This is a genomic window from Streptomyces sp. BK79, from assembly GCF_044142145.1.
Lineage (GTDB): Bacteria > Actinomycetota > Actinomycetes > Streptomycetales > Streptomycetaceae > Streptomyces.
Window position 1 is genome coordinate 98543 of the sequence record NZ_JBHVOC010000026.1, and the last position, 24695, is coordinate 123237.

The window sequence follows — 24695 nt, forward strand, 5'->3', positions numbered from 1 at the left end:
GTCCGCATCATGGATGACCATAGGGATGCGGAAGCACGAAAGACCGCTGTGAGAGGAGGCGTCCATGGGATCGGTACGCAAGGCGAGTGCGTGGCTCGGCCTCGTCGACGACAACGATGACGAGCGCTACTACGACGACGACTACACCGAGGGCTCCGACTCCGGGGACGCCTGGGTCACGGACCCGCGGGTCAAGGTGGCCACGGACGTGGCCGAGGAGAAGGGCCGCCGCATCGCGACCGTCACCCCGGACAGCTTCCGGGACGCGCGGTCCATCGGCGAGCTGTTCCGGGACGGGGTCCCGGTCATCATGAACCTGACGGCCATGGAGGCCGGCGACGCCAAGCGCGTCGTCGACTTCGCGGCCGGTCTGATCTTCGGCCTGCGCGGTTCGATCGAGCGGGTGTCCACCCGGGTGTTCCTGCTGAGCCCGGCCGACACCCAGGTCATCAGCGGCGAGCCCGCCGCGCACCGTTCCGACGGTTTCTTCAACCAGAGCTGAGGCGGGGCCGCGCACCACGGCCCCGCCCACCCCGTTGCGCGCTCCTACCGGAAGGCGTCGAGTCCGGTGAGCGCCTTGCCCAGCACCAGCTGGTGCATCTCGACGGTGCCCTCGTAGGTGAGCACCGATTCCAGGTTCGTCGCGTGCCGCATCACCGGATACTCCAGCGAGATCCCGTTGGCGCCGAGGATCGTCCGGGCCGTCCGGCAGATGTCGATGGCCTCGCGCACGTTGTTGAGCTTGCCGAAGCTGACCTGCTCGGGACGCAGGCGGCCGGCGTCCATGCGCCGCCCGAGGTGGTGGGCGAGCAGGATCCCCTTGTGCAGTTCGACCGCCATGTCGGCGAGCTTGGCCTGGGTGAGCTGGAAGCCCCCGATGGGCCGCCCGAACTGCTCCCGCGTCTTCGCGTACCGCACGGCCGCCTCGAAGGAGCTGCGGGCCGCGCCCATCGCACCCCAGACGATCCCGTAGCGGGCGTGGGTGAGACAGCTCAGCGGCCCGCGCAGGCCGGTGACCTCCGGCAGGACGGCGTCGGCGGGCAGCCGTACGCCGTCGAGGACCAGCTCGCTGGTGACGCTGGCGCGCAGCGACCACTTGTGCTTGATCTCGGGCGCGGAGAACCCCGGGCTGTCGGCCGGGACGACGAATCCGCGCACACCCTCCTCGGTCTGCGCCCAGACGACGGCGACGCCGGCCACCGAGCCGTTGGTGATCCACATCTTGCGCCCGTCGAGCACCCAGTCGCCGCCGTCGCGCTTGGCGCGGGTGCGCATGTTCGCGGGGTCGGAGCCGTGGTCGGGCTCGGTCAGCCCGAAGCAGCCGATGACCTCGCCCGCGGCCATGCGCGGCAGCCAGGTCCGCTTCTGCTCCTCGCTGCCGAAGCGGTGGATGGCGTACATCGCGAGGGAGCCCTGCACGGAGACCAGGGAGCGGATGCCGGAGTCGGCCGCCTCCAGCTCCAGGCAGGCGAGCCCGTACTGCACGGCGCTCGCCCCGGCGCATCCGTATCCGTCGAGCGACATGCCGAGCGCGCCGAGGGAGCCGAGTTCGCGGGCCAGCTCCCTGATGCCGGGCAGCTCGCCGTTCTCGTACCACTGCGCGATGTGCGGCAGCACACGGTCCGCGGCCCAGTTCCGCACGGTGTCCCGGACCGCCAGGTCCTCCGGCTCCAGGAGGTCGTCGATACCGAGGGGATCGACGGGGTCGAACGCGGGCAGTTTGGGGGACGCGGCCATGGGACACCCTCCGGAACGATAAAACTAGCAGTGCTAGTTACGGCACGACGCCGACGTTACGCGGCAGTGTGGCGCACGTCCACCCTGCTCACACCGACACCCGCGACTCCACCGCGTCCCGGGGCGCGGGCACGGAGACCTCCTCGCACCGCATCCCCCGCGGCAGCCGCAACGCCATCACCGCCCCCAGCAGCAGCAACCCGGCACTGACCACCAACGTCACGTGCAGCCCGTGCACGAACGCGTCCGCCGCGGCCCGCCGCAACGCACTCCCCACCGGCCCCCCGAGCTGCGCGGCGACCTCGTACGCCTCCCCCAGCGAATGCCCCGCCGCCGCCGAGGCCGACGCCGGCACCCCGGGCACACCGCCCGTCAGCCCGGGCGCGTACGCGGCGTTCATCACGCTGCCCAGCAGCGCGATCCCGATCCCGGCGCCCAGCTGGTACGACGTCTCGCCGATCGCCGCCGCCCCGCCGGCCTGCTCGGGCGGCGCCTCGCTCAGCATCGACTCGTACGCCCCGAACAGCGTCGTCTCCAGACCGAAGCCGAGCAGCACGAACCCGGACAGCATCAGGGCGCAGTCGTCGGTCCGTCCCAGCGCCGTCAGCAGCACCACCGCGAAGGCCGTCAGACAGAACCCGGCGCACACCATCCGGCGGGGCCCGAACCGCCGCAGCATCCGCGCGCCCGCCAGTCCCGCGGCCATCGCCGCGAAGGTCAGCGGCAGCAGCCGCAGCCCGGTCTGGAGCGGCGACAGCCCGAGCACCAGTTGCAGGTACTGCGCCGCGATCAGCTCCAGACCCACCAGCGCCAGCATCGCCAGCACGATGCACCCCACCGACGTACTGAACGCCGGCCGCCGGAACATCGCGAGGTCCACCAGCGGATGCGTACGCCGCCGCTGCCGCCGCACGAACCCGGCCAGCAGCACCGCGCCCACCACCAGCGGCAGCACGGTGAACACGCTCACCACCGGCTCGCCGCCGCCCAGCCGCTTCACGCCGAGGACCACCCCGAACAGACCGACCGCCGCCATCAGCGCGCCGGTCACGTCCCAGGGCCCGCGGCCGTCGCCCTTCGACTCGGGCAGCAGCAGCCGCCCCACCGGCAGGCTGACCAGCATCAGCGGGATGTTGACGAGGAAGACCGAGCCCCACCAGAAGTGCTCCAGCAGGAAGCCGCCGAGCAGCGGCCCGACCGCCGCGCCGACCGCGGCCACGGCGCTCCAGACGCCGATGGCCAGCGCCCGCTCCCGCCGGTCGGGGAAGACCTGGCGCAGGATCGACAGCGTCGCCGGCATGATCATGGCGCCGCCGACGCCGAGCAGCGCGCGGGCCGCGATCAGGACCTGGGCGGTGTCGGCGAGGGCCGCGAGCGCGGAGGCGACGCCGAACAGCGCGTAACCGAGCAGCAGGATCCGTCTGCGGCCGACCCGGTCGCCCAGCGTGCCGAACAGGATCAGCAGCGAGGCGCAGACGAGCGGATAGACGTCGACGATCCAGAGCAGTTCGATCCCGCCGGGCCTGAGGTCCTCGGTGACGGCGGGGACCGCCACGTGCAGCACGGTGGCGTCGACGGCGACGAGCAGCAGGCTGACGCAGAGGACGACCAGGACCACCCAGCGGTTGGCACCGGCCCCGGCCGCCCTACGGCGCAGCTCGGCGGCGGCCGTGGTCGTCCCGGACATGTACGTACCTCCATGTTCCCTCGCGTCCGGCGGGCTGCGCGGGGTGGGGACTCCCCTGCGGACCGGCCGGAGAGGAGCGGGGTCTCCGGGCCGTGCGGCGGAACGCGAGTGACTCGTCAGGGTACGCGAGAGCGAGCACCGCACACGTGGTGGGCCTCACACATTCCGCGTCATCCGTGTGGCATGCGCCACTGGCCCCCGGCCCCGCCGCCCCGCCCGGCCTGCCGTCCGCGCCACCCACGGATAATCGAGCCCGTGACCGATCTTGAAACGCGCACGGCGGGCCGCCCGGGTGCCCTGCGCCGGGCCGCCCCGGCGCTGCTCGGCTACGCGGCCGTCCGCGCCCTGGGCCTGCTCGTCCTGGCCCTGTGGAGCGCCGCGCGCGACAAGAGCGCGTACACGCTGCTGACCGCCCGCTGGGACTCGCTCTGGTACAGCGGGGTCGCCGAGCGGGGGTACGGCCACGAGGTCCGCCTGCCGGGCGGCGACGTCCACTCCGACCTGGCCTTCTTCCCGCTGCTGCCCTGGCTGGAGCGGCTCGGCGCGGCTGTGTCGCCCCTGTCGTACGCGGACGTGGGCTTCGTGGTGAGCCTGCTCGCCTCGCTCGCGGCGGCCTGGGGGATCTTCGCGGTGGCGGAGCACGTGTACGGCCGCCGCGCGGGGGTGTGCGCGGTGCTGCTGTGGGCCGTGCTGCCGGTCGGGATCGTCCAGTCGATGGCGTACAGCGAGTCCCTGTTCACGGCGCTGGCCGCCTGGTCGCTGTACGCGGTGCTCACCGGGCGCTGGGTGACGGCGGGCGCCCTGGCCGCGCTGGCCGGGCTGACCCGGCCGGTGGGGCTCGCGGTGACGGCGGCGCTGTGGACGGCCGCCGTCGTGGCGTTCGTCCGCGACCGGCGCGGCGCCACCCCGGACGACGCCCGCCCGCCGGAGCGCGCCCCCGGTGACGGCGTGCGACGCGTGCTCGGGATGCTGCTCGCGCCCCTGGGTGCCGCCGGTTACGTGCTGTGGGTCGGCCACCGCACCGGCAAGGGCCCCCTCGGCTATCTCGACGTCCAGGCCGGCTGGCGCAACGGCTTCGACGGGGGCGTGGCCTTCGCCCGGTTCGTCGCCGCGAAGTTCACGTCGTTCCCGTCGGCCCTGGCGGGCGTCGGGCTGATCGCCGGGGTCGTCCTGCTGGTCTGGCTGTACGTGGTCTGCGTGCGGCAGCGCCAGCCGCTCCCGCTGCTGGTGTACGCGGGGGTCGTCACCGTCCTCGCCCTGTGCGCGTCGAGCTACTTCGGCTCCAAGCCCCGGCTGCTGATGCCCGCCTTCCCGCTGCTGCTGCCCCTCGCCGTGGCCCTGGCCCGGGCGCGGACCTCCAGGTCGGCGCTGGTGGTGGGCGGTGTGGCGGCGGCCTCGGCGGTGTACGGGGCGTTCTGGCTGAACGGCTCCGGCCCGCCCTGACGGCCCGGGGCGCCCGATGTCCGGCGGGAGAATTCCGTACCAGCGCGCGGTGAACGAATTCATAAGCACGATAAAACCGCCGACCGGGCCGATCAAAGGAATTGAAGTCCGCAGCCGGACCGCTTTACGGATTCCATGGAAATAAACCACCGCCTGAGAGGAATCCCACATCACATCGTCATCACAAAGCCGTTGATTCGGCCGGGTCCACTCCTCACTCGCTGTAACGTCGATTGGGTGCGTACCGAACGGAAGCTCACCCGTCTGGACCGGGTGTTCGCGAGACTGGACCGGGAGCCGGAACGGCCGGAGCTCCTGGACGTGCCGGTGATGAGCCGGCACAGGATCGCGCTGTTCGCCGGAACCCTCGCGTTCTACGTCGCGATCGTGTGGGCCGTGGTGATCACCTCGTGGCTGGTCCGGCTCGACTGGCAGGTCATGTTCTTCCGGCCGTACCAGCAGTGGCCGGAGATCCACGCCTTCGTCGACTACTACGTGGTGCTCGGCCAGCGCGGCCCCACCGCGGTGATGGTCGCCGCCTGGCTCGGCTGGCGCTCCTGGCGGCAGCACACCCTGCGCCCCCTGCTCGCGCTCGGCGCCTCCCTGCTCCTGCTGAACATCACGGTCGGCGCCGCCAAGTACGGCATGGGCCGGCTGGGGCCGCACTACGCGACCACGATCGGCTCGAACGAGATGTGGCTCGGCGGGGATATATTTCCGAGCGGTCACACCGCGAACGCCGTCGTGACCTGGGGCATCCTGGCCTACATGGCCTCGACGCCGAGGGCGCGGCGCTGGCTGTCGGCCCTGTCGGCGGTCACCTCGCTCGGGGTGGGCATGTCCACCGTCTACCTCGGTACGCACTGGCTCAGCGACGTGCTCCTCGGCTGGGCCGCCGGGCTGCTGATCCTGCTGGCGCTGCCGTGGTTCGAGCCGCTGATCACCCGCGCCGAGACCTGGATCCTGGGCGTGCGCGACCGCTGGTTCGCCCGCCTCGGCCGTACGGACGGGGCGAAGCGGCCGGTCGGCCCGCCCGTGGTGGCCACCCCGCCCGCCCCCGGCCACGCGGAATCCCCGGTGCGCGAGCCGGTCGCCGCGCCCCGCACCCGGGCCCCGGCGTATCTGGCCCCGGGCCCGCACACGACCCGCGCCGACCGTACGCCGGTCACGCCGGCCGGCAGCCGCAGGCCGCCGCACGCCGACCGTCACCCGCGCGGCGCGGCCCCGGCGGCCCGCCCGCTGTCGGGATCGGGCGGCTGACCCGGCGGGTCAGCCCTTCCAGGCGCGGGCCACGCGGCCGTCCTTCACCTCGAAGTTGAGGCGGCCCACGCGGTACTCCATGGTGATCATCGTCCCGGGCTCCAGCGCCCGCACCGTCGTCCATCCCCGTTCCCGCGCGAGCCGTTCGGCCGGGGCGGATTCGAGGCCGACGTAGGCGTCCGGGCTGTCCTGGGGTTCGGCCGGTGGTGTCGGAATCGGTGCCATGCCGCCACGCTATGCCCTGCTCCACGAGCGGGGAAGCCCGGACCGGTAACCGCGGGACCGGTAACAGCGGGCACAGATCCATCTCCGGTCACATTTCTGTCACAGGATCACAGGCTGTGTTTTGATCGAACTCCGTCACACGGACGGACGGATTCGCACGCCTTCCGTGGGCGGGGCAGGTGAATTACCGCGTGTCGCGCCGCCCGGTCGAATAGGGGCGCGAAAAAGGGCCGCACGGCGCCCCGAGGACGCGTCGCATTCCGTATGGGAAGGACTCCGAACGGACTTGCCGAGTTCGGACACCCACACAGGAAATACCTCTCCCGCTCACAGGTTCTCCGCACTCGCGGACCGGCTCACGGCGCTCCGTGTCCGATGTCGATGTGGTCACGAACCGCGCACCGGTTCGAGCGGCGGCCCCGCCCGGCCGCCCAGTTCATTCACTGATTTCGTGATTTGTCGACTCCCGACGAGGGGCACCACCAGTCGCCGCGTGCCGTCAACACCCATTTCCTGCGGGTGACTTGGGGTGGCGCGGGCGACCCGGGCGGACCGGTGCCCGTGCGCCTCGCGCGGTCGGATTCCGTTGGCCATGGGGCGTGACTCCCGCTACGGATCGTCCGTTGTCTGTGCATGAGCCGGGACCCGCCCGGACCACGGCCCGGGAGCCACCCGGTCCGGCCACGCACCGCATCCCGAGGGAGCCACCCGTGCCGCGCATGCTCGACGTCAGCGACGACGTACGCGCCGAGATCGGCGACGAAGAAGCCGACCGCCTGCTCGCCGGGGAGTCCGCCCCGGGCAGCTACGACTGCACGTCCTGCCGCACCCCGGGCGACTGCGAACAGGAGCGCACCAGCACCGTTCTCTTCATCGGGGACGAGACCGCCGTCCTCGCCTTCGCCCACGCCGGCTGTCTGCCCTCGCAGGTCGTCAAGGTCACCGAGGAGCAGCTCCAGGGGGCCGTGAGGTCCATCAACGCCGACCACGCCCGTTCCCGGACCGAGCAGGCCGCCCCCGCCGAGCAGGCGTCCGAGAGGCCCGCGGCCGAGCAGGCCGTGCTCGGCGTCACCAGCGGACTGATCCTGATCGCCGGGGAGCTGCACCCGGCCCTCGTGGTGGAGCCGACCGGCCCCATCGCGCGGCCCGGGTCGTCGGGCGCCGGAGACGACTTCCTGCCGCTGCTCATCGAGCAGGGCTTCATGCCGGTCACCGAGCTGACCGGCGTGCCGCACGTGCTGCACGGCTGGTCGGTGCTGCTCGCGATGGGCCAGCTGCACGCGGTGCTCCAGCCGGGCACGAACGGCGGCCGGCCGGTGGCCTGGTGGCAGGCGCACCAGCCGCTCCAGGTCACCGAGGGCTGGCGCACGGCGGCCAACAAGCACCAGCAGGTGCTGATGTTCGCGGCGCCCGTCGGGTCGATCGGCCGCCAGCCCCGCGAGGACCTGCTGCGCGACGCGCTGGACAAGGCGGCGGCGAACGGGCAGCTCGTCGCGGCGGCCCTGCCGCTGGCGGGAACCTGACCGCCGTCCGTGCGGGCGCCAGGCGGCCCCCGCCCGGGCCGCATCTCTTCCCGCGCGGTGTCGTTTGGACATACGTGTACGCATACGACGCCTTCCACCGCCAGGGCGGCCCTTCGGCCACGCCGATCTACGACGCGCTCTACGCCGAGTACGTCCGGTCCTTCCGATCGCTGCCGGGCGATCGCAGCGGCGAGGAGGAGCTGGGGTTCACGGCCTTCCGGAGCATTCCGCGCGGCCGGGGCGCCTACAGCGCCTACAGCGCCGGAGCCCACAGCGCCCGCGTCGGCCAGCAGTCGGTGTGGCAGCGCGTCGGCACGCACCACGTCCCGGCCGCGCTGCCACCGGCGCCCCGCTCGGGCACCTGACGACCACCTGAGAGACGAGCGTGGGCGACCCCGGCGGGGGTCGCCCTCTCTCGTTCCTGCCGCTGTTTTTGCTGCTTCTTCTCGTACTACTTCTTCTCGTACTACTTCTTCTTCGCGCCGCGCTTCTCGCGCACCCGCACCGAGATGTGGATCGGCGTCCCCTCGAAGCCGAACTCCTCGCGCAGCCGGCGCTCGATGAAGCGCCGGTAGCCCGCCTCGATGAAGCCGGAGGCGAAGAGCACGAACCGGGGCGGCTTGGTGCCCGCCTGGGTGCCGAACAGGATGCGCGGCTGCTTGCCGCCGCGGACCGGGTGCGGATGGGCGGCGACCAGCTCGCCGAGGAAGGCGTTCAGCCGGCCCGTCGGGACGCGGGTCTCCCAGCCGGCCAGGGCCGTCTCGATCGCCGGGACCAGCTTCTCCATGTGCCGGCCGGTCTGCGCCGAGACGTTGACCCGAGGTGCCCACGCCACCTGGCCCAGCTCGGTCTCGATCTCCCGCTCCAGGTAGTAGCGGCGCTCCTCGTCGAGGGTGTCCCACTTGTTGTAGGCGACGACGATCGCGCGTCCCGCCTCGACGGCCATGGTGACGATCCGCTGGTCCTGGACCGAGATCGACTCGGAGGCGTCGATGAGGATGACGGCGACCTCCGCCTTCTCGACGGCGGCGGCGGTGCGCAGCGAGGCGTAGTAGTCGGCGCCCTGCTGGAGGTGGACCCGCTTGCGGATGCCCGCCGTGTCGACGAACTTCCAGGTCACGCCGCCCAGCTCGATCAGCTCGTCGACCGGGTCGCGGGTGGTGCCGGCCAGCTCGTTGACGACGACCCGCTCCTCGCCCGCCACCTTGTTCAGCAGCGAGGACTTGCCGACGTTGGGACGGCCGATCAGGGCGATGCGGCGCGGGCCGCCGACGGCGGTGCCGAAGGTCTGGGCCGGGGCCTCGGGCAGGGCCTCCAGGACCCGGTCCAGCATGTCGCCGGTGCCGCGGCCGTGCAGCGCGGAGACCGGGTGCGGCTCGCCGAGCCCCAGGGACCAGAGGTAGGAGGCGTCGGCCTCGCCGCTCTGGCCGTCCACCTTGTTGGCGCACAGGATGACGGGCTTGCCGGCCTTGCGCAGCAGCCGTACGACGGCCTCGTCGGTGTCGGTGGCGCCGACCTTGGCGTCCACGACGAAGACGACCGCGTCGGCGGCCTCGATCGCATACTCGGCCTGCGCGGCCACGGAGGCGTCGATGCCGAGGACGTCCTGCTCCCAGCCGCCGGTGTCGACGACCTTGAAGCGGCGGCCGGCCCATTCGGCCTCGTAGGTGACGCGGTCGCGGGTGACGCCCGGCTTGTCCTCGACGACGGCCTCGCGGCGGCCGATGATCCGGTTCACCAGGGTCGACTTGCCGACATTGGGGCGGCCGACGACGGCGAGGACGGGCAGCGGGCCGTGCCCGGCCTCCTCGATCGCGCCCTCGACGTCCTCGATGTCGAAGCCCTCTTCGGCGGCGAGCTCCATGAACTGCGCGTACTCGGTGTCACCGAGCGCCCCGTGGTCGTGCTCCTCGCCCGAGCCCTCGGAGTGGATGTGGTCGTTCATGAAGTCCGTACCTCGTTCATCGTGGTGATCGGTGGAACACCCCTTTGGCAAGTGATCCACTACTCAAGTGTCGCCTAGCGGCCGGTGAGCCGCCTGGCGTTCTCCAGGTGCGCGGTGAGCTGCTTCTGGATGCGTTCGGTGGCCTCGTCCAGGGCCTTGCGGGTGCGCCGTCCGCTGCCGTCGCCCGCCTCGAAGGGGTCGCCGAAGACGACGTCGACGCGGGAGCGCAGCGGGGGCAGCGCCTTTATCAACCGCCCGGGCCGGTCCGTACTTCCCAGGACGGCGACGGGGACGATCGGGGCGCCGCTGCGCACCGCGAAGTAGGCGAGCCCGGCGCGCAGCGAGGCGAAGTCGCCCTCGCCCCGGGTGCCCTCCGGGAAGATGCCCAGCACGCCGCCGTTGTCCAGCACGCCCAGCGCGCGGGCGATGGCCGTGCGGTCGGTGGAGTGGCGGTCGACCTCGACCTGCCCGATGCCGGTCAGGAACCTCCCGAGCGGGCCGACGAACGCCTCCTTCTTGATCAGGAAGTGCGTCGGCCGGGGCGCCACGCCCATGACCATCGGGCCGTCGATGTTGTGCGCGTGGTTGACGGCGTAGATCACCGGGCCGGTGGCGGGCACCCGCCAGGCGCCCAGCACGCGCGGCTTCCACAGCCCGTACATCAGGCCGACGCCGATGCGCCGCCCGGCCTCGGCGCCTGAGAGGGAGGGGACGGAGGGTGCGGTCACTTGCCCGCCCGCTTCTCCTCGACGAGGGTGACGACGCACTCGATGACCTGCGGGAGGGTGAGTTCGGTGGTGTCCACCTCGACCGCGTCGTCGGCCTTGGCCAGCGGCGAGGTCTTGCGGCTGGAGTCGGCCGCGTCCCGCTTGATCAGGGCCTCGCGGGTGACGTTGACGTCGGCGCCCTTCAGCTCGCCGCTGCGGCGGGCGGCGCGGGCCTCTGCGGAGGCGGTGAGGAAGATCTTCAGGTCGGCGTCCGGCAGCACGGTCGTGCCGATGTCCCGGCCCTCGACGACGATGCCGAGCGGGGCGGCGGCGGCGATGGTGCGCTGCAGCTCGGTGATCCGGGTCCGCACCTCGGGGACGGCGCTGACCGCGCTGACCTTGGAGGTGACCTCCTGGGTGCGGATCGGGCCGGCCACGTCCACGCCGTCGACCGTGATGGTCGGGGCGGCCGGGTCGGTGCCGGAGAGGATCTCGGGCTTGCCGGCCGCGGCGGCGATCGCGTGCGGGTCGTCGGTGTCGATGCCGTTGGTCACCATCCACCAGGTGATCGCCCGGTACTGGGCGCCGGTGTCCAGGTAGCTCAGGCCGAGCTGGGCGGCGACGGCCTTCGACGTGCTCGACTTGCCCGTGCCGGAGGGGCCGTCGATGGCGACAATCACGGCCGGGACGGTCTCGGCGGCGCCGTTTTCCACGAGGGGACACCTTCCTGGTGCGGTGCGGTGAGAGGTGTGCGGGACGCGAACGCGCCCCGCACCAGGTTACTGGCTCCGCGGGACCCCTCCGACAGTCACCCAGGGGCCCCGCCTTTCGACAGTCACCCGTGGGCCCCGCCTCACTGCCGGATCGCCCAGCCCCGCTCCTTGAGGGCCGCCGTCAGCACGGGAGCGGCCTTCGGCTCGACCATGAGCTGCACCAGACCGGCCTGCTGCCCGGTCGCGTGCTCGATCCGCACGTCCTCGACGTTGACCCCGGCCCGTCCCGCGTCCGCGAAGATGCGGGCCAGCTGGCCGGGCTGGTCGTCGATGAGGACGGCCACGGTCTCGTAGGCCCGGGGGGCGCTGCCGTGCTTGCCCGGGACCCGCACCTGCCCGGCGTTGCCGCGCCGCAGCACCTCGGCGATGCCCGTGCCGCCCTCGCGGCGCTTGTCGTCGTCGGAGGACTCCAGGGCGCGCAGGGCCCGCACCGTCTCCTCCAGGTCGGCGGCGACGTCGGTGAGCAGGTCGGCGACCGGCCCCGGGTTGGCGGAGAGGATGTCGATCCACATCCGGGGGTCGGAGGCCGCGATCCGGGTCACGTCGCGGATGCCCTGCCCGCACAGCCGTACGGCGGCCTCCTCGGCGTGCTCCAGGCGGGCGGCGACCATGCTGGAGACCAGGTGGGGCATGTGGGAGACGAGGGCCACGGCACGGTCGTGGGCGTCCGCGTCCATCACCACCGGCACCGCGCGGCAGTGCGAGACCAGTTCCAGGGCGAGGTTGAGCACCTCGGTGTCGGTGTCCCGCGTCGGGGTCAGCACCCACGGACGGCCCTCGAAGAGGTCGCCGGTGGCGGCCAGCGGGCCGGACTTCTCCCGCCCGGACATGGGGTGCGTGCCGATGTAGGCGGCCAGATCGAGTCCCCGTGCCTCCAGGTCGCGCCGGGGGCCGCCCTTGACGCTGGCCACGTCGATGTACCCGCGGGCGGCGCCGCGCGCCATGGCGTCGGCGAGCACGCCGGCCACCAGGGCGGGCGGGGCGGCGACGATCGCGAGGTCGACCGGGCCGTCCGGGGCCTGGTCGGTGCCGGCGCCCAGCGCGGCGGCCGTACGGGCCTGCTCGGGATCGTGGTCGGTGAGGTGCACGGTCACGCCCCGCCCGGTCAGCGCGAGGGCGGCCGAGGTGCCGATGAGGCCGGTGCCGATGACGAGTGCGGTTCTCACTGGGCGATGTCCTTGCGCAGGGCGGCCGCGGCGCCGAGGTAGACGTGGGAGATGTCGGCGCGGGGCCGGTCGGTCTCGATGTGGGCCAGGATCCGGACGACGCGGGGCATCGCGCCCTCGACGTCCAGTTCCTGGGCGCAGATCAGCGGGACGTCGGTGATGCCGAGCCCGCGGGCGGCGGCGGCCGGGAAGTCGCTGTGCAGGTCGGGCGTGGCCGTGAACCAGATGCTGATCAGGTCGTCGCCGGTCAGGTCGTTGCGCTCCAGGACGGCGGTCAGCAGGGCCGCGACCTGCTCGTCCATGTGCCCGGCTTCGTCCCGTTCCAGTTGGACGGCGCCCCGGACCGCTCGTACCGCCACGGCGATGCTCCTTGCTGACGTGCGTATGGGTTCTTGGTCCGTCCAGCGTAGTCAGCCCGCCGCGTACCGGCCCGGGCCGCCCGTCACCTGAGACGCTGGCCCCGGCCGCCCCCCCTGCCCCCGGAGTGACGACATGACTCAGATCCCGACCCGCCGTACGGTCCTCCTGTGCACCGGCGCGGCGGCGCTCGCCGCGGGCTGCGGCGACTCGGGCGGCGACGGCGACACGTCGGCCGCCTCGCCCGGCCGGGAACTGGCGCCGACGAGCGGCATCCCGGTCGGCGGCGGCACGATCTTCCCGGCCGAGAAGATCGTCGTGACCCAGCCGCGGCAAGGTGAGTTCAAGGCCTTCTCGGCGGTCTGCACCCACCAGAACTGCCTGGTGTCGGACGTGCGGGACGGCACCATCGACTGCGCCTGCCACGGCAGCAGGTTCAGCATCGCCGACGGCGCGGTGGAGCAGGGGCCCGCCACCAGGCCGCTGCCCGAGGAGCGGATCGCGGTGGACGGAAATTCGGTCCGGCTGGCGTGAGCCGCCCGCGTACGCTCCGGGCATGGAGCCCGAGACCCTGGTACGCGACCACACCGTCTACGCCTGTGTCATGGGTTCACGCGCCTTCGGTCTGGCGACGGAGGGCAGCGACACCGACCGCCGGGGCGTGTTCCTCGCCCCGACCCCGCTGTTCTGGCGCTTCGAGAAGCCGCCGACGCACGTGGAGGGACCGGCGGACGAGCAGTTCAGCTGGGAGCTGGAACGCTTCTGCGAGCTGGCGCTGCGCGCCAACCCGAACATCCTGGAGTGCCTGCACTCCCCGCTCGTGGAGCGCGTGGACGCCACGGGCCGCGAACTGCTCGCCCTGCGAGACGCGTTCCTCTCGCGCCGCGCCCTCGACACGTTCACGCGGTACGCCCACGGCCAGCGCCGCAAGCTCGACGCCGACGTACGCACGCACGGCGCCCCGCGCTGGAAGCACGCCATGCACCTGCTGCGGCTGCTGACGTCCGCCCGCGACCTGCTGCGCACGGGCGTCCTGACGATCGACGTCGGCGAGGGGCGGGAGTCGCTGCTCGCCGTGAAGCGCGGCGAGGTGCCCTGGCCGGAGGTGGAGTCGCGGATGAACCGCCTGGTCGAGGAGGGCCAGGAGGCCGCCGCGCGCAGCCCGCTGCCCGCCGAACCGGACCGGCGCCGCGTCGAGGACTTCCTGGTCCGCGTCCGCCGGACCTCAGCGCTCCAGCCGGATCTGTACGACGACGACGTGCGGGACGTCGTGCGGGGCGCCGTGCGCTAGGCGTCCCAGAGCGCCCCGAGGGCCAGCAGGTCGCCCCGGTACTCGATGCGGTCGGCCCACTCGGCGGGCCAGGCGTCGGTGCCCAGGTGCGCGCCGGCGAAGGCGCCCGCGAGGCAGGCGACGGAGTCGGAGTCACCGGAGGTGCAGGCGGCGCGTCGCAGTGCGGTCAGGGGCTCGTCGACGAAGAGCAGGAAACAGAGCAGCCCGGCCGCCAGCGCCTCCTCGGCGATCCAGCCCTCGCCGACCGCGAGGCACGGGTCGGTCTCCGGCGAGACGGTGCGCACGGCGTGCTGGAGCCGGTCGAGTATCGCCAGGCACTCGTCCCAGCCCCGGGCGATGAAGTGCTCGGGCGTGGGGTCCTGGGCGCGGGTCCACAGGTCGCCGAGCCAGCGCTCGTGGTAGCGGGTGCGGTTGTCGTAGGCGTACGACCGCAGCAGTCCGACCAGTCCGGTCGGCTCGGCCCCCTCGGCGAGCAGCCGTACGGCGTGCGCGGTGAGGTCGGACGCGGCGAGCGCGGTGGGGTGGCCGTGGGTGAGCGCGGACTGCAACTGGGCGGCGCCCGCGCGCTGTTCGTCGCTGAGGCCGGGGACGAGTCCGACCGGCGCGACGCGCATGTTGGCTCCGCAGCCCTTGGAGTGGACCTGGGAGGCGTCCTGCCAGGGGCGGTCCGGGGCCTTCAGGAGGTTGCATGCCGTGAGGCAGGTGTTGCCCGGAGCCCGGTTGTTCTCCGGCGACTGGTACCAGTCGACGAACTCCTCGCGCACCGGCCGTTCCATGCGCTTGGGTCCGAGCGGGCCCCGGTCCATCGCCGTGCGCAGACCGCGGCCCAGCGCCAGCGTCATCTGCGTGTCGTCGGTGACGATCGCCGGCCGGGGCAGCTCCATCTCCCGCCACGGGCCGAACTTGGCGAGGATCGACGGGACGTCGTTGAACTCGGTCGGGAAGCCCAGCGCGTCCCCGAGGGCGAGTCCGGTGAGCGCCCCCGTGGCGGCGCGCTTGGTGACGGTGGTGGTCATGCGGGGCGTCCTTCCCGAGGGGTACGCAGCAGGGGCGGGTGCAGGGCGGTGGCGGGACCGGCGCGGTAGAGCGCGGCCGGTTTGCCCCGGCCGCCGGTGAGGCGGGCGGCGCCCGGGACGGCCTCGACGAAGCCGGGGGTGGCGAGGACCTTGCGGCGGAAGTTGGGCCGGTCCAGGGCCGTGCCCCACACCGTCTCGTAGACCTGTTGCAGCTCACCGAGCGTGAACTCGGCCGGGCAGAAGGCGGTGGCCAGGCAGGTGTACTCCAGCTTGGCGCCGACCCGTTCCCGGGCGTCGGCCAGGATGCGGCCGTGGTCGAAGGCGAGGTCCACGGCCGCGTCGTACGGCACCCAGCGGGCCTCGGCGGCGTCGGTGCCGGCGCGCGGCTCGGGAGGGTCGGGCAGCAGGGCGGCGAAGGCGACCGACACGACCCGCATCCTGGGGTCCCGGTCCGGCTCGCTGTAGGTGCGCAGCTGCTCCAGGTGCAGGCCGGTCACGTCCGCCAGGCCGGTCTCCTCGGCCAGCTCCCGGCGGGCCGCCGTCTCCGCCGACTCGGAGGGCAGCAGAAAGCCGCCGGGCAGGGCCCAGCGGCCGGCGTACGGCTCCTGCCCCCGCTCGACGAGCAGCACGTGCAGCGCGCCCGCGCGCAGGGTGAGGACGGCGAGGTCCACGGTGACGGCGAAAGGCTCGAAGGCGTGCTTGTCGTAGCCGCGCACGAGCACCCACCCCCTTAATAGTCACTACGACTATAAAGAGAGCGGGTGCTCGGAACAACCCCTCGGGCGGACGGCTAGAGGTCGACCTCCTGCATCAGCATCCCGACCTCCGTGTTGGACAGCCGGCGCAGCCAGCCCGACTTCTGGTCGCCCAGCGTGATCGGACCGAAGGCGGTGCGCACCAGCTTGTCGACGGGGAAGCCCGCCTCGGCCAGCATCCGGCGCACGATGTGCTTGCGGCCCTCGTGGAGGGTGACCTCGACCAGGTAGTTCTTGCCGGTCTGCTCCACGACCCGGAAGTGGTCCGCGCGCGCGTACCCGTCCTCCAGCTGGATGCCGTCCTTCAGGCGCTTGCCGAGGTCGCGCGGGATCGGGCCCACGATGTGCGCGAGGTAGGTCTTCTTCACGCCGTACCGGGGGTGGGTCAGGCGGTGGGCCAGCTCACCGTGGTTGGTGAGCAGGATGACGCCCTCGGTCTCGGTGTCGAGCCGGCCCACGTGGAAGAGGCGGGTCTCCCGGTTGGTGACGTAGTCACCGAGGCACTGGCGGCCGTCCGGGTCCTCCATGGTGGAGACGACACCGGCGGGCTTGTTGAGCGAGAAGAACTGGTACGACTGCGTGGCGACGGTCAGGCCGTCGACCTTGACCTCGTCCTTCTCCGGGTCGACCCGCTTGCCCTGCTCGAGGACGATCTCGCCGTTGACCTCGACGCGCGCCTGCTCGATCAGCTCCTCGCAGGAGCGCCGGGAGCCGTAGCCCGCGCGTGCGAGGACCTTCTGGAGCCGCTCGCCCTCCTGCTCGGCGCCCGGGAAGGTCTTCGGGATCTTGACGTCCTTCTTGCCCGCGTAGCGCTCCCGGTTGCGCTCCTCGGCCCGGGCCTCGTACTCACGGGAGGTCGCCGGGACCGAGCGCCCGCGCTGGAGGGGCTTCTTCGGCCCGCCCTTGGCGCCGCCTCGGGCCGCGGGGCCGCGGCCCGACTTCGGACCCTCCTGGGTGGCGCCGGGGCCCACGTCGTAGCGCCGCTCCTCGGGGCGCGGCTTCTTCGGACGGCCGCCCTGCTTGTCGTCGCGGTTGTTGCCGGCGCCGCGGAAGTTCCCGCGGCCCCCGCTGCTCCCGCCGCGGCCGCCGCTGTTGCCACCACGGCTCCCGCCGTTGTTTCCGCTGCTGTTCCTGCCGCTGCTGCTTCGCATCAAAGTTCCGTCTTGTCGTCTGCGTCCTCGGAATCCGGGGCGTCCGGATCGAACGACGGGACCCCTTCCAGTGTCTCGGACTCGATCGCCGCCGCCTCCGGGAGGAAGGGCGCGAGCTCCGGGAGCTCGTCCAGGCCGCGAAGGCCCATCCGCTCCAGGAAGTAGTTCGTCGTCACGTACAGGATCGCACCTGTTTCGGGTTCCGTGCCCGCCTCCTCCACCAGGCCCCGCTGGAGGAGGGTGCGCATCACGCCGTCGCAGTTCACCCCGCGCACCGCGGAGACCCGGCTGCGGCTGACCGGCTGGCGGTAGGCGACCACCGCGAGGGTCTCCAGCGCGGCCTGTGTGAGGCGGGCCTGCTGGCCGTCCAGGACGAAGCCCTCGACGGCCGCCGCGTACTCGGGGCGGGTGTAGAAGCGCCAGCCGCCGGCGATCAGGCGCAGCTCGAAGCCGCGTCGCTGCACGGTGTACTCGTCGGCCAGCTCGCGCAGGGCGTCCGCGATCTGCCGCCGGGGCCGCTGCAGGATCTTCGCCAGGTGCTCCTCGGTCGCGGGCTCGTCGACGACCATGAGGACGGCTTCGAGGGCGGGCCTGAGTTCGAGGTCGGCGACGGCGCGCTGTCCGCCCACGGCAAGGGAGGTCTCGTCGCTCACGCCTTCTTCTCCTCCTCGGGTTCCCGGATCTCCTCGGGCGGCCGGTCGAACTCGTCGGTCACCACCGGCTCGGCTTCCCCGTCCCCACCGGTCCAGCGCACCAGCAGGTCGCCGAGCGCGGTCTCCTGGTCCAGTGCCACGGCCTTCTCCCGGTACAGCTCCAGCAGGGCGAGGAAGCGGGCCACGACGGTCAGCGTGTCGTCGGTGTCCTCGACCAGCACCCGGAAGCTGGCCTCGCCCAGCTCCCGCAGCCGGGCGACGACGATCCCCGCCTGCTCCTGCACGCTGACCAGGGGCGCGTGGATGTGCTCGACGTAGACCTGCGGTTTCGGCTTGGGCTGCATCGCCTTGACGGCGAGCTTGGCGAAGCCCTCGGGGCCGATGCTGATCACGACCTCGGGCAGCAGCTCGGCGTGGTGGGGCTCCAGGCCGACGGTACGGGGGTAGCGGCGGGCCTCGGCTTCGAGCCGCTCGTTGAAGATCTCCGCGATCTGCTTGTACGCGCGGTACTGGAGAAGCCGCGCGAAGAGCAGGTCGCGGGCCTCCAGCAGCGCCAGGTCGGCCTCGTCCTCGACCTCGGCGGCGGGCAGCAGCCGGGCCGCCTTCAGGTCGAGCAGAGTGGCCGCGACCACCAGGAACTCGGTTGTCTCGTCGAGGTCCCAGTCCGGCCCCATCGCCCGGATGTGCGCCATGAACTCGTCGGTCACCTTGGAGAGCGCGACCTCGGTGACGTCCATCTTGTGCTTGGCGATCAGCTGGAGGAGGAGGTCGAAGGGCCCCTCGAAGTTGGCGAGCCGCACCTTGAAGACACCGTCGTCCGCCTCCTCCGACGGAGGGGTGTGGCGCGTGTCTCCCCGCCCGGGCGGGAGCGCGGAACCCCCGGCCGCCCGGCCCGGGGCGACTCCGGACACGGGGGGCGTCCGCCCGCCAGGGGGCGGCGACGCGGGATCCGCCCGATCGCCGGGGGGCGGCGACGCGGGGCCCGTCCCATCACCGTGCGCCACCATCGCATCCGCCCCGGCGTCCCGCGACGCGCTCTCGGCGTCCCGCTGCGTGCCCACGCCGTCCTGCGCGGCACTCTCACGGCTCGCGGGAGTGTCGGAGGTGTCGGGGGCGTCTTCCCTCGCGGCGTGCTCGCGGCCCGTGAGGGCGTCCTCCGCCGCCGTGGCGGGCGCGGGCGGTCCGGCCACCGCACGGGGGCTCGCCGTCCCGTCCTGGGGCCCCAGGGGCCCAGCCTCCGGGGACAGTCCCGGCTCGGACTCGGGCGCCACCACCGCGCGGGGGGCCTCCGGGGGCGTCGCCCCACCCGTGGAGGGGACCGCCGGACCGGCGGGCGTACCGGCGGACACGGGCTCCGGTTCCGCCAGGGGGCCGCCGGAGACCGCCTCCCCGGACGTCGCGGGGGACGGCGGGGCCTGCTCGGCGGGCGACGTCGCCGGTGACTCGCCCGGCCCTCTCCCCAGCGCACGCCGACGGCCGGCGCGGGCACCGGGGCGGGGGGCGTCGTTCGAGGTCATGGCCCCCGCAGGCTACCGCTACCGTCCGCGCAGCCGTCGTACGAGGATGCTGGCGTCCCCGCGGGTCTCCAGGTCGGCGAGGACCACGGCGACCGCCTCGCGGACGATGCGGCCGCGGTCCACGGCCAGTCCGTGCTCGCCGCGGAGCACCAGACGGGCGTGCTCCAGGTCCATCAGCTCCTCGGCGGAGACGTACACGGTGATCTTCTCGTCGTGGCGCTCCCGGCCGCTGGGACGCCGTGCGGCGGCCCGTCCCCGCTTGCGGGACTGGCCGGCGGCAGAACCTTCCTGCGCGCCCGCGCCCGGCCCGGCGCCCCGCGCGGAGCGCTCCGTGCCCCGGCTGCGCGACTCGCCCGCCGAGCCCGGTTCCGCGTCCGCCGCGGCGTGCTCCGCGCCCTCGCCGTCACCGCCCTGCGCGGGCACCGACTGCGGCGCGTCCTCGGCGGCGGCCTGGTCGCTCTCCCCCGCCGGCGACGGCACCCGGGCTTCCCCGTTGGCCGGTCGCCGCGGGGAGGACGCCTGGAGCCCCATCCCCCCGGTCGTACGGAAGAGTTCGTCGGCCCCCGGCAGACTCACTCGGCGTGACACCGGGCGAGCACCTCCCTGGCGAGCTGGCGGTAGGCGGCGGCACCGACGGAGTTGGAGGCGTACGTGGTGATCGGCTCACCGGCGACCGTGGTCTCCGGGAAGCGGACCGTGCGCCCGATGACCGTGTGGTAGACGTGGTCGTCGAACGCCTCGACGACACGCGCGAGCACCTCACGGCTGTGCACCGTGCGCGAGTCGTACATCGTGGCGAGGATGCCGTCGAGCTCCAGGTCGGGGTTGAGCCGCTCCTGGACCTTCTCGATGGTCTCGGTCAGCAGCGCCACACCGCGCAGCGCGAAGAACTCGCACTCCAGCGGCACGATCACCTTGTGCGCGGCCGTCAGCGCGTTCACCGTCAGCAGGCCGAGCGAGGGCTGGCAGTCGATCACGATGAAGTCGTAGTCGTCCATCAGCGGCTTCAGCGCCCGCTGGAGCGTCGACTCGCGCGCGACCTCGCTGACGAGCTGCACCTCGGCCGCCGACAGGTCGATGTTGCTGGGCAGCAGGTCCATGTTGGGGACCGCCGTCTTCAGCAGCACCTCGTCGGCCGCCATGCCCCGCTCCATGAGCAGGTTGTAGACGGTGAGGTCAAGCTCCATCGGGTTGACGCCGAGACCGACCGACAGCGCGCCCTGCGGGTCGAAGTCGACGAGCAGCACCCGGCGCCCGTACTCGGCGAGCGCGGCACCCAGGTTGATGGTCGACGTGGTCTTGCCGACGCCGCCCTTCTGGTTGCACATCGCGATGATCTTCGCGGGGCCGTGATCGGTCAGCGGGCCCGGGATCGGGAAGTACGGCAGCGGGCGTCCGGTCGGACCGATGCGCTCACGGCGCTGTCGGGCCGCGTCGGGCGCGAGCGTGGCGGCGTACTCGGGATCGGGCTCGTACTCCGCGTCCGGGTCGTAGAAGTGCCCCTCGGGCAGTTCGTCGTAGTCGGCGAAGTGGTTGCGGGGCGCGCCACTTCCGTCGCCGGCCATGGCGTTCACGTGTTGGCCATCCATACTCATGTGTGCTGTCTGAGTTGCCTGCGGACTCTGGTGGGCGGCTGCGAAGGTGCGTACAGCGACGGAGCCGACAGCCTCGAGACGCCCGGGGCCGTGGGCCCGTGCAGGCGTTCCTGGTTGACCACCCCCGGGAGTAAATGTCGACTCATTCACAAGTCGTCTTACCTCCTTGGTGACCAGGAAACTTCTCGACAGGTCAGCGTGGCACCATGCCGACGTTCGGCGACTCTATGGCGTGTCGGCCGTCCGCAGCAACACAATCCGCCGGACCCGGCCCGATGTGTCGGCAATGAAACATCCCTCTGTCAAGGGCGTACGGCCGTCGCACAGCAGGTTTCACCGGTGCGCGAATCGGTTGAAGCGTTACGTTCGAGGCGAGTTGGCCGAGAATCGCAAAGTGACCATACACACACCCGGCCGGACCTTGTCGGGCAAGGTCCGGCCGGGTGCGCGGGGTTGACGGCGACTGTTGACGTGTCGCCTTTGCCACTTGGTGACTTAGGCGAGCAGCGAGGCCAGTTCGACGTGCTCGAGGCCGTGCGCCTCGGCGACCTCCTTGTAAACGACCTTGCCGTCATGGGTGTTGAGACCCTTGGCGAGCGCCGGGTCGCGGCGCAGCGCGTCGGCCCAGCCGCGGTTCGCCAGCTCCACGATGTACGGCAGCGTGGCGTTGGTCAGCGCGTAGGTGGAGGTGTTCGGGACGGCGCCGGGCATGTTGGCGACGCAGTAGAAGACCGAGTTGTGGACCGGGAAGGTCGGCTCGGCGTGCGTGGTCGGGTGGGAGTCCTCGAAGCAGCCGCCCTGGTCGATCGCGATGTCGACAAGCACACTTCCGGGCTTCATCCGGGACACCAGCTCGTTGGTGACCAGCTTCGGGGCCTTGGCGCCCGGGATCAGCACGGCGCCGATCACGAGGTCGGCGTCCAGGCAGGCCTTCTCCAGCTCGAAGGCGTTGGAGACGACGGTCTGGATCTTCGTGCCGAAGATCTTGTCGGCTTCCTTGAGCTTGTTGATGTCCTTGTCGAGCAGGGTCACGTGGAAGCCCATGCCGATGGCGATCTGCGCCGCGTTCCAGCCGGAGACGCCGCCGCCGATGACGACGGCCTTGCCGGCCAGCACGCCGGGGACACCGCCGGGCAGCACGCCGCGCCCGCCGTTGGCCGCCATCAGGTGGTAGGCGCCGACCTGGGGGGCCAGCCGGCCCGCGACCTCGGACATCGGGGCGAGCAGCGGCAGCGCGCGGTTGGGCAGCTCGACCGTCTCGTAGGCGATCGCGGTGGTGCCGGACTCGATGAGGGCGTCCGTGCACTCCTTGGAGGCGGCCAGGTGCAGGTAGGTGAAGAGCGTCTGGTCCTTGCGGAGGCGGTGGTACTCCTGCGCGATGGGCTCCTTGACCTTCAGCAGCAGGTCGGCGGTGGCCCAGACCTCGTCGGCGGTGTCGAGTATCCGCGCGCCGGCCGCGACGTACTCCTCGTTCGGGATCGAGGAGCCGACGCCGGCGTCGCGCTCGATGACGACCTGGTGACCGTGGCGCACCAGCTCGTGCACGCCGGCGGGGGTGATGGCCACCCGGAACTCGTTGTTCTTGACCTCGCGGGGGATGCCGACCTTCACGTCGATCACGGTCCTTGGCTCAGAGAAATGGCTATTGCTACACATACCCGCGCACACGAGGGCGCAACGGGAGAGACCGCAAGAAGGTGCGGCAGAGCCAGTCTAATGAAGGTGTTCTCTCTGTCTAGCCTTTCAAAGCATCAATCTTCAGAGGATGCGCTGCGGATTTCGCAGGCTTCGGCGGGATCTTCCCTCAGCATGCGATCCGCGGTGCTCCGCTGGAGTCCGGCCGCCGTGGGATCGCCGAGCCGGTCGAGGGTGTCGGCCAGCCGCAGGTGCAGCGCGGCCTGGAGCCGGACGTCCTCGGCCCGGCGGGCCCACTCCACGGCCTCCTGGCAGGTGCGCAGCGACTCCTCGGGGCGTCCGGCGTACTCCTGGACGCGGGCCAGCTCGCTCAACGCCCGTGCGTGCGCGGCGACGTCGCCCGTCTTCCGGTACCCGGCGACCGCGGCCCGCCAGCCCCGCAGCGCCTCGCCGTAGCGCCCGGCGTAGGTGTGGGCGGTGGCGACGCGGCCGTAGAGGCGGGCGGCGTCCGCGCGCTCGTCCCGGGCGAGCCGCTGGGCCAGGGCCCGGCCGAACCAGTCGGCGGCCCGGTCGTAGTCCCCCAGCTCCAGGTGGGCGCCGCCTACGGATTCCATCGCGCGGGCGGTCGCGTACGGGTCGTTCGCCTCGCGTCCGGCGTCCAGCGCGGCCCGGTAGCGGGCCAGGGCCTCGGCGGTGCGGCCGGTGCGGGCGTCGAGGTCGGCCAGGTTCAGCAGGGCCGCCGCCTTCTCGCGGGGCAGCTCGCGGCGCTCGGCCACGTCGAGGACGAGGCGGTGGATGCCGTAGAGGTCGGGGGCCGCCGCCTGGGTACCGAAGTGGGCCACCATGGCCCGCACCAGCTGGGACATCAGCCGCCGGGCGAGGGTGTCCAGCTCCCCGTCGGCGACCGCGAGCCGGGCGGATGCCAGCAGGGCGGGCCGGCGGGCGCGCAGCCAGTCGGCGGCGGCCCTCGGGTGCGGGAAGCGCACGGCTCGCGGCATCGCGAGGAGTTTCTCGCGGGCCTGCGGGCTGTCGGTCTCGGTCACCGCCCGGCAGGACTGGAGCAGCCGCACCGTCCGCTCCAGCATCCGGGCGCGGGCCAGCTGGAGCTCGGCGGGCCGCTCGTGCCGCTTGGCGAGGGCCGCCAGCTGGGCGTGCAGGCACCCGGGCACCTCGTACGCGGGCAGCGGGGAGCCGGCCGCGCGCAGTACGCCGAGGGCGACGAAGTCGTCCAGGGTGGTGCGGGCGCCGTGCACCGAGCAGCCGGCGAGCGCGGAGGCGGTGTGCGGGTCGACCAGGCCGGCCGGGGCGAGGGAGAGCAGGCGCAGCATCCGGGCGGCGGGGCTGGGCAGGGACGCGTGGACGAGGCGGAAGACACGGCTGAGCGGGGTGCCCTCGTCGCCCTCGGCGTGCACGTGCTTGGCGAGGTCCGCGACGGCCGCCTGGGGCCGGGCGGCGAGCCAGCCGCCCGCGAGGGTCAGCGCGGCGGGCTGGGCCTGGCAGACCTCGACCAGCTGCTCGGCGGCCCGGGGGTCGACGGTGATCCGCACGGAGCCGGTGTGCCGGGACAGCAGCTCCACCGCCGACTTGGTGTCCAGGCCGCCCAGCGTGCACGGGCGGACGTCCGCGATGCCGGTCAGCGGGCCCTGGGCGACGACGACGGCCAGGCAGTCCGGGGCGTCCGGCAGCAGGGCGTCGACCTGCTCGGCGTCGGCGGCGTCGTCGAGCAGGAGGAGGACCCTGCGGTCGGCGAGGGCGGTGCGCAGGGCCTCGGTGAGGTCGTCCTCGCCCGCGCCGGGCGGGGTGGGGCGGTCCAGCTCGGTGAGCAGTTCCCGGGCGAGGCGCCCGACGGGCACGCGCGTGCCGTCCGGCTCGCTCAGCCGGGCCCGCAGCACGCCGTCGGGGTAGGCGTCCGCGACCTGGGCGGCCAGCTCCTCGGCGAGCGCGGTGCGGCCGGACCCGGGGCGCCCCGCGATGAGCAGCACGCGCGCGCGGGGGGCCTTGCGGCCGGAGAGGGTGTCCAGACCCGCGCGTTCGATGTCGGCGCGCAGCTCCTTCAGTTCCCGGTGGCGGCCCAGGAACCGATGCTGCTCAGGGTCCTCCGACAGCCGTACGCCGTCCGTGTCCACCGCCTGATCCGTCACGGGCCACACTCCCGATCCCACCGCACGCCGGTGCCCGCCGGAACCCCGGTTCGGGCGCTTCCAGAGCCTAGTTCACGCTCTGCGACGTTCCCGGTGGAGCAGGGCGGGCACATCCCCC

24 protein-coding genes are annotated in these 24695 nt (G+C 72.8%); 7 read left to right on the plus strand and 17 right to left on the minus strand.

Annotated elements, in window-relative coordinates; genetic code table 11:
• The first annotated feature begins 64 nt into the window (after positions 1-64).
• Entirely contained in the window at positions 65-502 is a 438-nt protein-coding gene (locus ACFIF2_RS29320; protein ID WP_395576256.1) for a cell division protein SepF, read from the plus strand.
• Between the two features lie 44 nt (positions 503-546).
• On the opposite strand, the gene ACFIF2_RS29325 is transcribed toward ACFIF2_RS29320, so the two are convergent.
• Both ACFIF2_RS29325 and ACFIF2_RS29330 read right to left on the minus strand, forming a co-directional pair.
• Entirely contained in the window at positions 547-1737 is a 1191-nt protein-coding gene (locus tag ACFIF2_RS29325; RefSeq protein WP_395576257.1) for an acyl-CoA dehydrogenase family protein, read from the minus strand.
• An 88-nt stretch (positions 1738-1825) separates the two neighbouring features.
• Entirely contained in the window at positions 1826-3424 is a 1599-nt protein-coding gene (locus ACFIF2_RS29330; RefSeq protein ID WP_395576258.1) for an MFS transporter, read from the minus strand.
• Between the two features lie 255 nt (positions 3425-3679).
• On the opposite strand from ACFIF2_RS29330, the gene ACFIF2_RS29335 reads away from it, so the two are divergent.
• Both ACFIF2_RS29335 and ACFIF2_RS29340 read left to right on the plus strand, forming a co-directional pair.
• Positions 3680-4867, plus strand: coding sequence for a glycosyltransferase family 39 protein (locus ACFIF2_RS29335; protein WP_395576259.1), 1188 nt, complete (start codon positions 3680-3682; stop codon positions 4865-4867).
• A 237-nt stretch (positions 4868-5104) separates the two neighbouring features.
• Complete coding sequence (locus ACFIF2_RS29340) at positions 5105-6127, plus strand: phosphatase PAP2 family protein (protein WP_395576260.1); 1023 nt, start codon at positions 5105-5107, stop codon at positions 6125-6127.
• A 9-nt stretch (positions 6128-6136) separates the two neighbouring features.
• On the opposite strand, the gene ACFIF2_RS29345 is transcribed toward ACFIF2_RS29340, so the two are convergent.
• Positions 6137-6352, minus strand: a complete 216-nt coding sequence (locus ACFIF2_RS29345; protein WP_395576261.1) for an I78 family peptidase inhibitor — start codon at positions 6350-6352, stop codon at positions 6137-6139.
• 710 nt (positions 6353-7062) lie between these two features.
• On the opposite strand from ACFIF2_RS29345, the gene ACFIF2_RS29350 reads away from it, so the two are divergent.
• Positions 7063-7875: a hypothetical protein gene (locus ACFIF2_RS29350; protein WP_395576262.1), complete on the plus strand. Its 813-nt coding sequence runs from the start codon at positions 7063-7065 to the stop codon at positions 7873-7875.
• Positions 7876-7949: 74 nt separating this feature from the next.
• The gene (locus tag ACFIF2_RS29355; RefSeq protein ID WP_395576263.1) at positions 7950-8240 is read left to right on the plus strand and encodes a hypothetical protein; all 291 of its coding nucleotides are present in this window, start codon (positions 7950-7952) and stop codon (positions 8238-8240) included.
• Positions 8241-8341: 101 nt separating this feature from the next.
• On the opposite strand, the gene der is transcribed toward ACFIF2_RS29355, so the two are convergent.
• From der to aroH, 5 genes are all read right to left on the minus strand, one after another.
• Complete coding sequence (gene der / locus ACFIF2_RS29360; RefSeq protein ID WP_395576264.1) at positions 8342-9820, minus strand: ribosome biogenesis GTPase Der; 1479 nt, start codon at positions 9818-9820, stop codon at positions 8342-8344.
• Between the two features lie 74 nt (positions 9821-9894).
• Complete coding sequence (locus tag ACFIF2_RS29365) at positions 9895-10482, minus strand: lysophospholipid acyltransferase family protein (RefSeq protein ID WP_395576291.1); 588 nt, start codon at positions 10480-10482, stop codon at positions 9895-9897.
• A 62-nt stretch (positions 10483-10544) separates the two neighbouring features.
• Positions 10545-11240, minus strand: a complete 696-nt coding sequence (cmk, locus tag ACFIF2_RS29370; RefSeq protein ID WP_395576265.1) for a (d)CMP kinase — start codon at positions 11238-11240, stop codon at positions 10545-10547.
• Positions 11241-11380: 140 nt separating this feature from the next.
• Positions 11381-12466 carry a prephenate dehydrogenase gene (locus tag ACFIF2_RS29375; protein WP_395576266.1) on the minus strand — a complete coding sequence of 362 codons (1086 nt, stop codon included), beginning with the start codon at positions 12464-12466 and terminating at the stop codon, positions 11381-11383.
• On the minus strand, positions 12463-12825 hold the full coding sequence (aroH, locus tag ACFIF2_RS29380; RefSeq protein ID WP_395576267.1) for a chorismate mutase: 363 nt from the start codon (positions 12823-12825) through the stop codon (positions 12463-12465). The genes ACFIF2_RS29375 and aroH overlap by 4 nt, the downstream gene beginning before the upstream one ends.
• Positions 12826-12958: 133 nt before the next feature.
• On the opposite strand from aroH, the gene ACFIF2_RS29385 reads away from it, so the two are divergent.
• Positions 12959-13357, plus strand: a complete 399-nt coding sequence (locus ACFIF2_RS29385; RefSeq protein ID WP_395576268.1) for a Rieske (2Fe-2S) protein — start codon at positions 12959-12961, stop codon at positions 13355-13357.
• Between the two features lie 22 nt (positions 13358-13379).
• Complete coding sequence (locus ACFIF2_RS29390; RefSeq protein WP_395576269.1) at positions 13380-14114, plus strand: DNA polymerase beta superfamily protein; 735 nt, start codon at positions 13380-13382, stop codon at positions 14112-14114.
• Here ACFIF2_RS29390 and ACFIF2_RS29395 read toward each other — a convergent pair.
• The 9 genes from ACFIF2_RS29395 to ACFIF2_RS29435 form a co-directional block, all read right to left on the minus strand.
• Positions 14111-15130 (minus strand): ADP-ribosylglycohydrolase family protein, encoded by a 1020-nt coding sequence (locus tag ACFIF2_RS29395; protein ID WP_395576270.1) that lies wholly within the window; start codon positions 15128-15130, stop codon positions 14111-14113. The genes ACFIF2_RS29390 and ACFIF2_RS29395 overlap by 4 nt on opposite strands.
• Positions 15127-15846 (minus strand): NUDIX hydrolase, encoded by a 720-nt coding sequence (locus ACFIF2_RS29400; RefSeq protein ID WP_395576271.1) that lies wholly within the window; start codon positions 15844-15846, stop codon positions 15127-15129. Before ACFIF2_RS29400 ends, ACFIF2_RS29395 begins: the two co-directional genes overlap by 4 nt.
• Before the next feature lie 74 nt (positions 15847-15920).
• A complete protein-coding gene (locus tag ACFIF2_RS29405; RefSeq protein WP_395576272.1) occupies positions 15921-17036 on the minus strand; it encodes a pseudouridine synthase in 1116 nt (371 codons plus the stop codon).
• Complete coding sequence (scpB, locus tag ACFIF2_RS29410) at positions 17036-17605, minus strand: SMC-Scp complex subunit ScpB (RefSeq protein WP_395576292.1); 570 nt, start codon at positions 17603-17605, stop codon at positions 17036-17038. Before scpB ends, ACFIF2_RS29405 begins: the two co-directional genes overlap by 1 nt.
• Before the next feature lie 80 nt (positions 17606-17685).
• A complete protein-coding gene (locus ACFIF2_RS29415) occupies positions 17686-18696 on the minus strand; it encodes a segregation/condensation protein A (protein ID WP_395576293.1) in 1011 nt (336 codons plus the stop codon).
• A 528-nt stretch (positions 18697-19224) separates the two neighbouring features.
• Positions 19225-19782, minus strand: a complete 558-nt coding sequence (locus ACFIF2_RS29420) for a hypothetical protein (protein WP_395576294.1) — start codon at positions 19780-19782, stop codon at positions 19225-19227.
• Entirely contained in the window at positions 19779-20801 is a 1023-nt protein-coding gene (locus tag ACFIF2_RS29425; RefSeq protein ID WP_078494845.1) for a ParA family protein, read from the minus strand. Before ACFIF2_RS29425 ends, ACFIF2_RS29420 begins: the two co-directional genes overlap by 4 nt.
• 495 nt (positions 20802-21296) lie before the next feature.
• Positions 21297-22412, minus strand: coding sequence for an alanine dehydrogenase (gene ald / locus ACFIF2_RS29430; RefSeq protein WP_395576295.1), 1116 nt, complete (start codon positions 22410-22412; stop codon positions 21297-21299).
• A 140-nt stretch (positions 22413-22552) separates the two neighbouring features.
• The gene (locus tag ACFIF2_RS29435) at positions 22553-24577 is read right to left on the minus strand and encodes a tetratricopeptide repeat protein (RefSeq protein WP_395576273.1); all 2025 of its coding nucleotides are present in this window, start codon (positions 24575-24577) and stop codon (positions 22553-22555) included.
• Positions 24578-24695 lie beyond the last annotated feature (118 nt).

Bases quoted from the DNA above. Each gene is read 5' to 3' on its own strand.
- ACFIF2_RS29320 (WP_395576256.1), top strand. From the start codon at position 65: ATGGGATCGGTACGCAAGGCGAGTGCGTGGCTCGGCCTCGTCGACGAC.
- ACFIF2_RS29325 (WP_395576257.1), bottom strand. From the start codon at position 1,737: ATGGCCGCGTCCCCCAAACTGCCCGCGTTCGACCCCGTCGATCCCCTC.
- ACFIF2_RS29330 (WP_395576258.1), bottom strand. From the start codon at position 3,424: ATGTCCGGGACGACCACGGCCGCCGCCGAGCTGCGCCGTAGGGCGGCC.
- ACFIF2_RS29345 (WP_395576261.1), bottom strand. From the start codon at position 6,352: ATGGCACCGATTCCGACACCACCGGCCGAACCCCAGGACAGCCCGGAC.
- der (WP_395576264.1), bottom strand. From the start codon at position 9,820: ATGAACGACCACATCCACTCCGAGGGCTCGGGCGAGGAGCACGACCAC.
- ACFIF2_RS29365 (WP_395576291.1), bottom strand. From the start codon at position 10,482: ATGTACGGGCTGTGGAAGCCGCGCGTGCTGGGCGCCTGGCGGGTGCCC.
- ACFIF2_RS29385 (WP_395576268.1), top strand. From the start codon at position 12,959: ATGACTCAGATCCCGACCCGCCGTACGGTCCTCCTGTGCACCGGCGCG.
- ACFIF2_RS29390 (WP_395576269.1), top strand. From the start codon at position 13,380: ATGGAGCCCGAGACCCTGGTACGCGACCACACCGTCTACGCCTGTGTC.
- ACFIF2_RS29395 (WP_395576270.1), bottom strand. From the start codon at position 15,130: ATGACCACCACCGTCACCAAGCGCGCCGCCACGGGGGCGCTCACCGGA.
- ACFIF2_RS29405 (WP_395576272.1), bottom strand. From the start codon at position 17,036: ATGCGAAGCAGCAGCGGCAGGAACAGCAGCGGAAACAACGGCGGGAGC.
- scpB (WP_395576292.1), bottom strand. From the start codon at position 17,605: ATGGTCGTCGACGAGCCCGCGACCGAGGAGCACCTGGCGAAGATCCTG.
- ACFIF2_RS29415 (WP_395576293.1), bottom strand. From the start codon at position 18,696: ATGGTGGCGCACGGTGATGGGACGGGCCCCGCGTCGCCGCCCCCCGGC.
- ACFIF2_RS29425 (WP_078494845.1), bottom strand. From the start codon at position 20,801: ATGAGTATGGATGGCCAACACGTGAACGCCATGGCCGGCGACGGAAGT.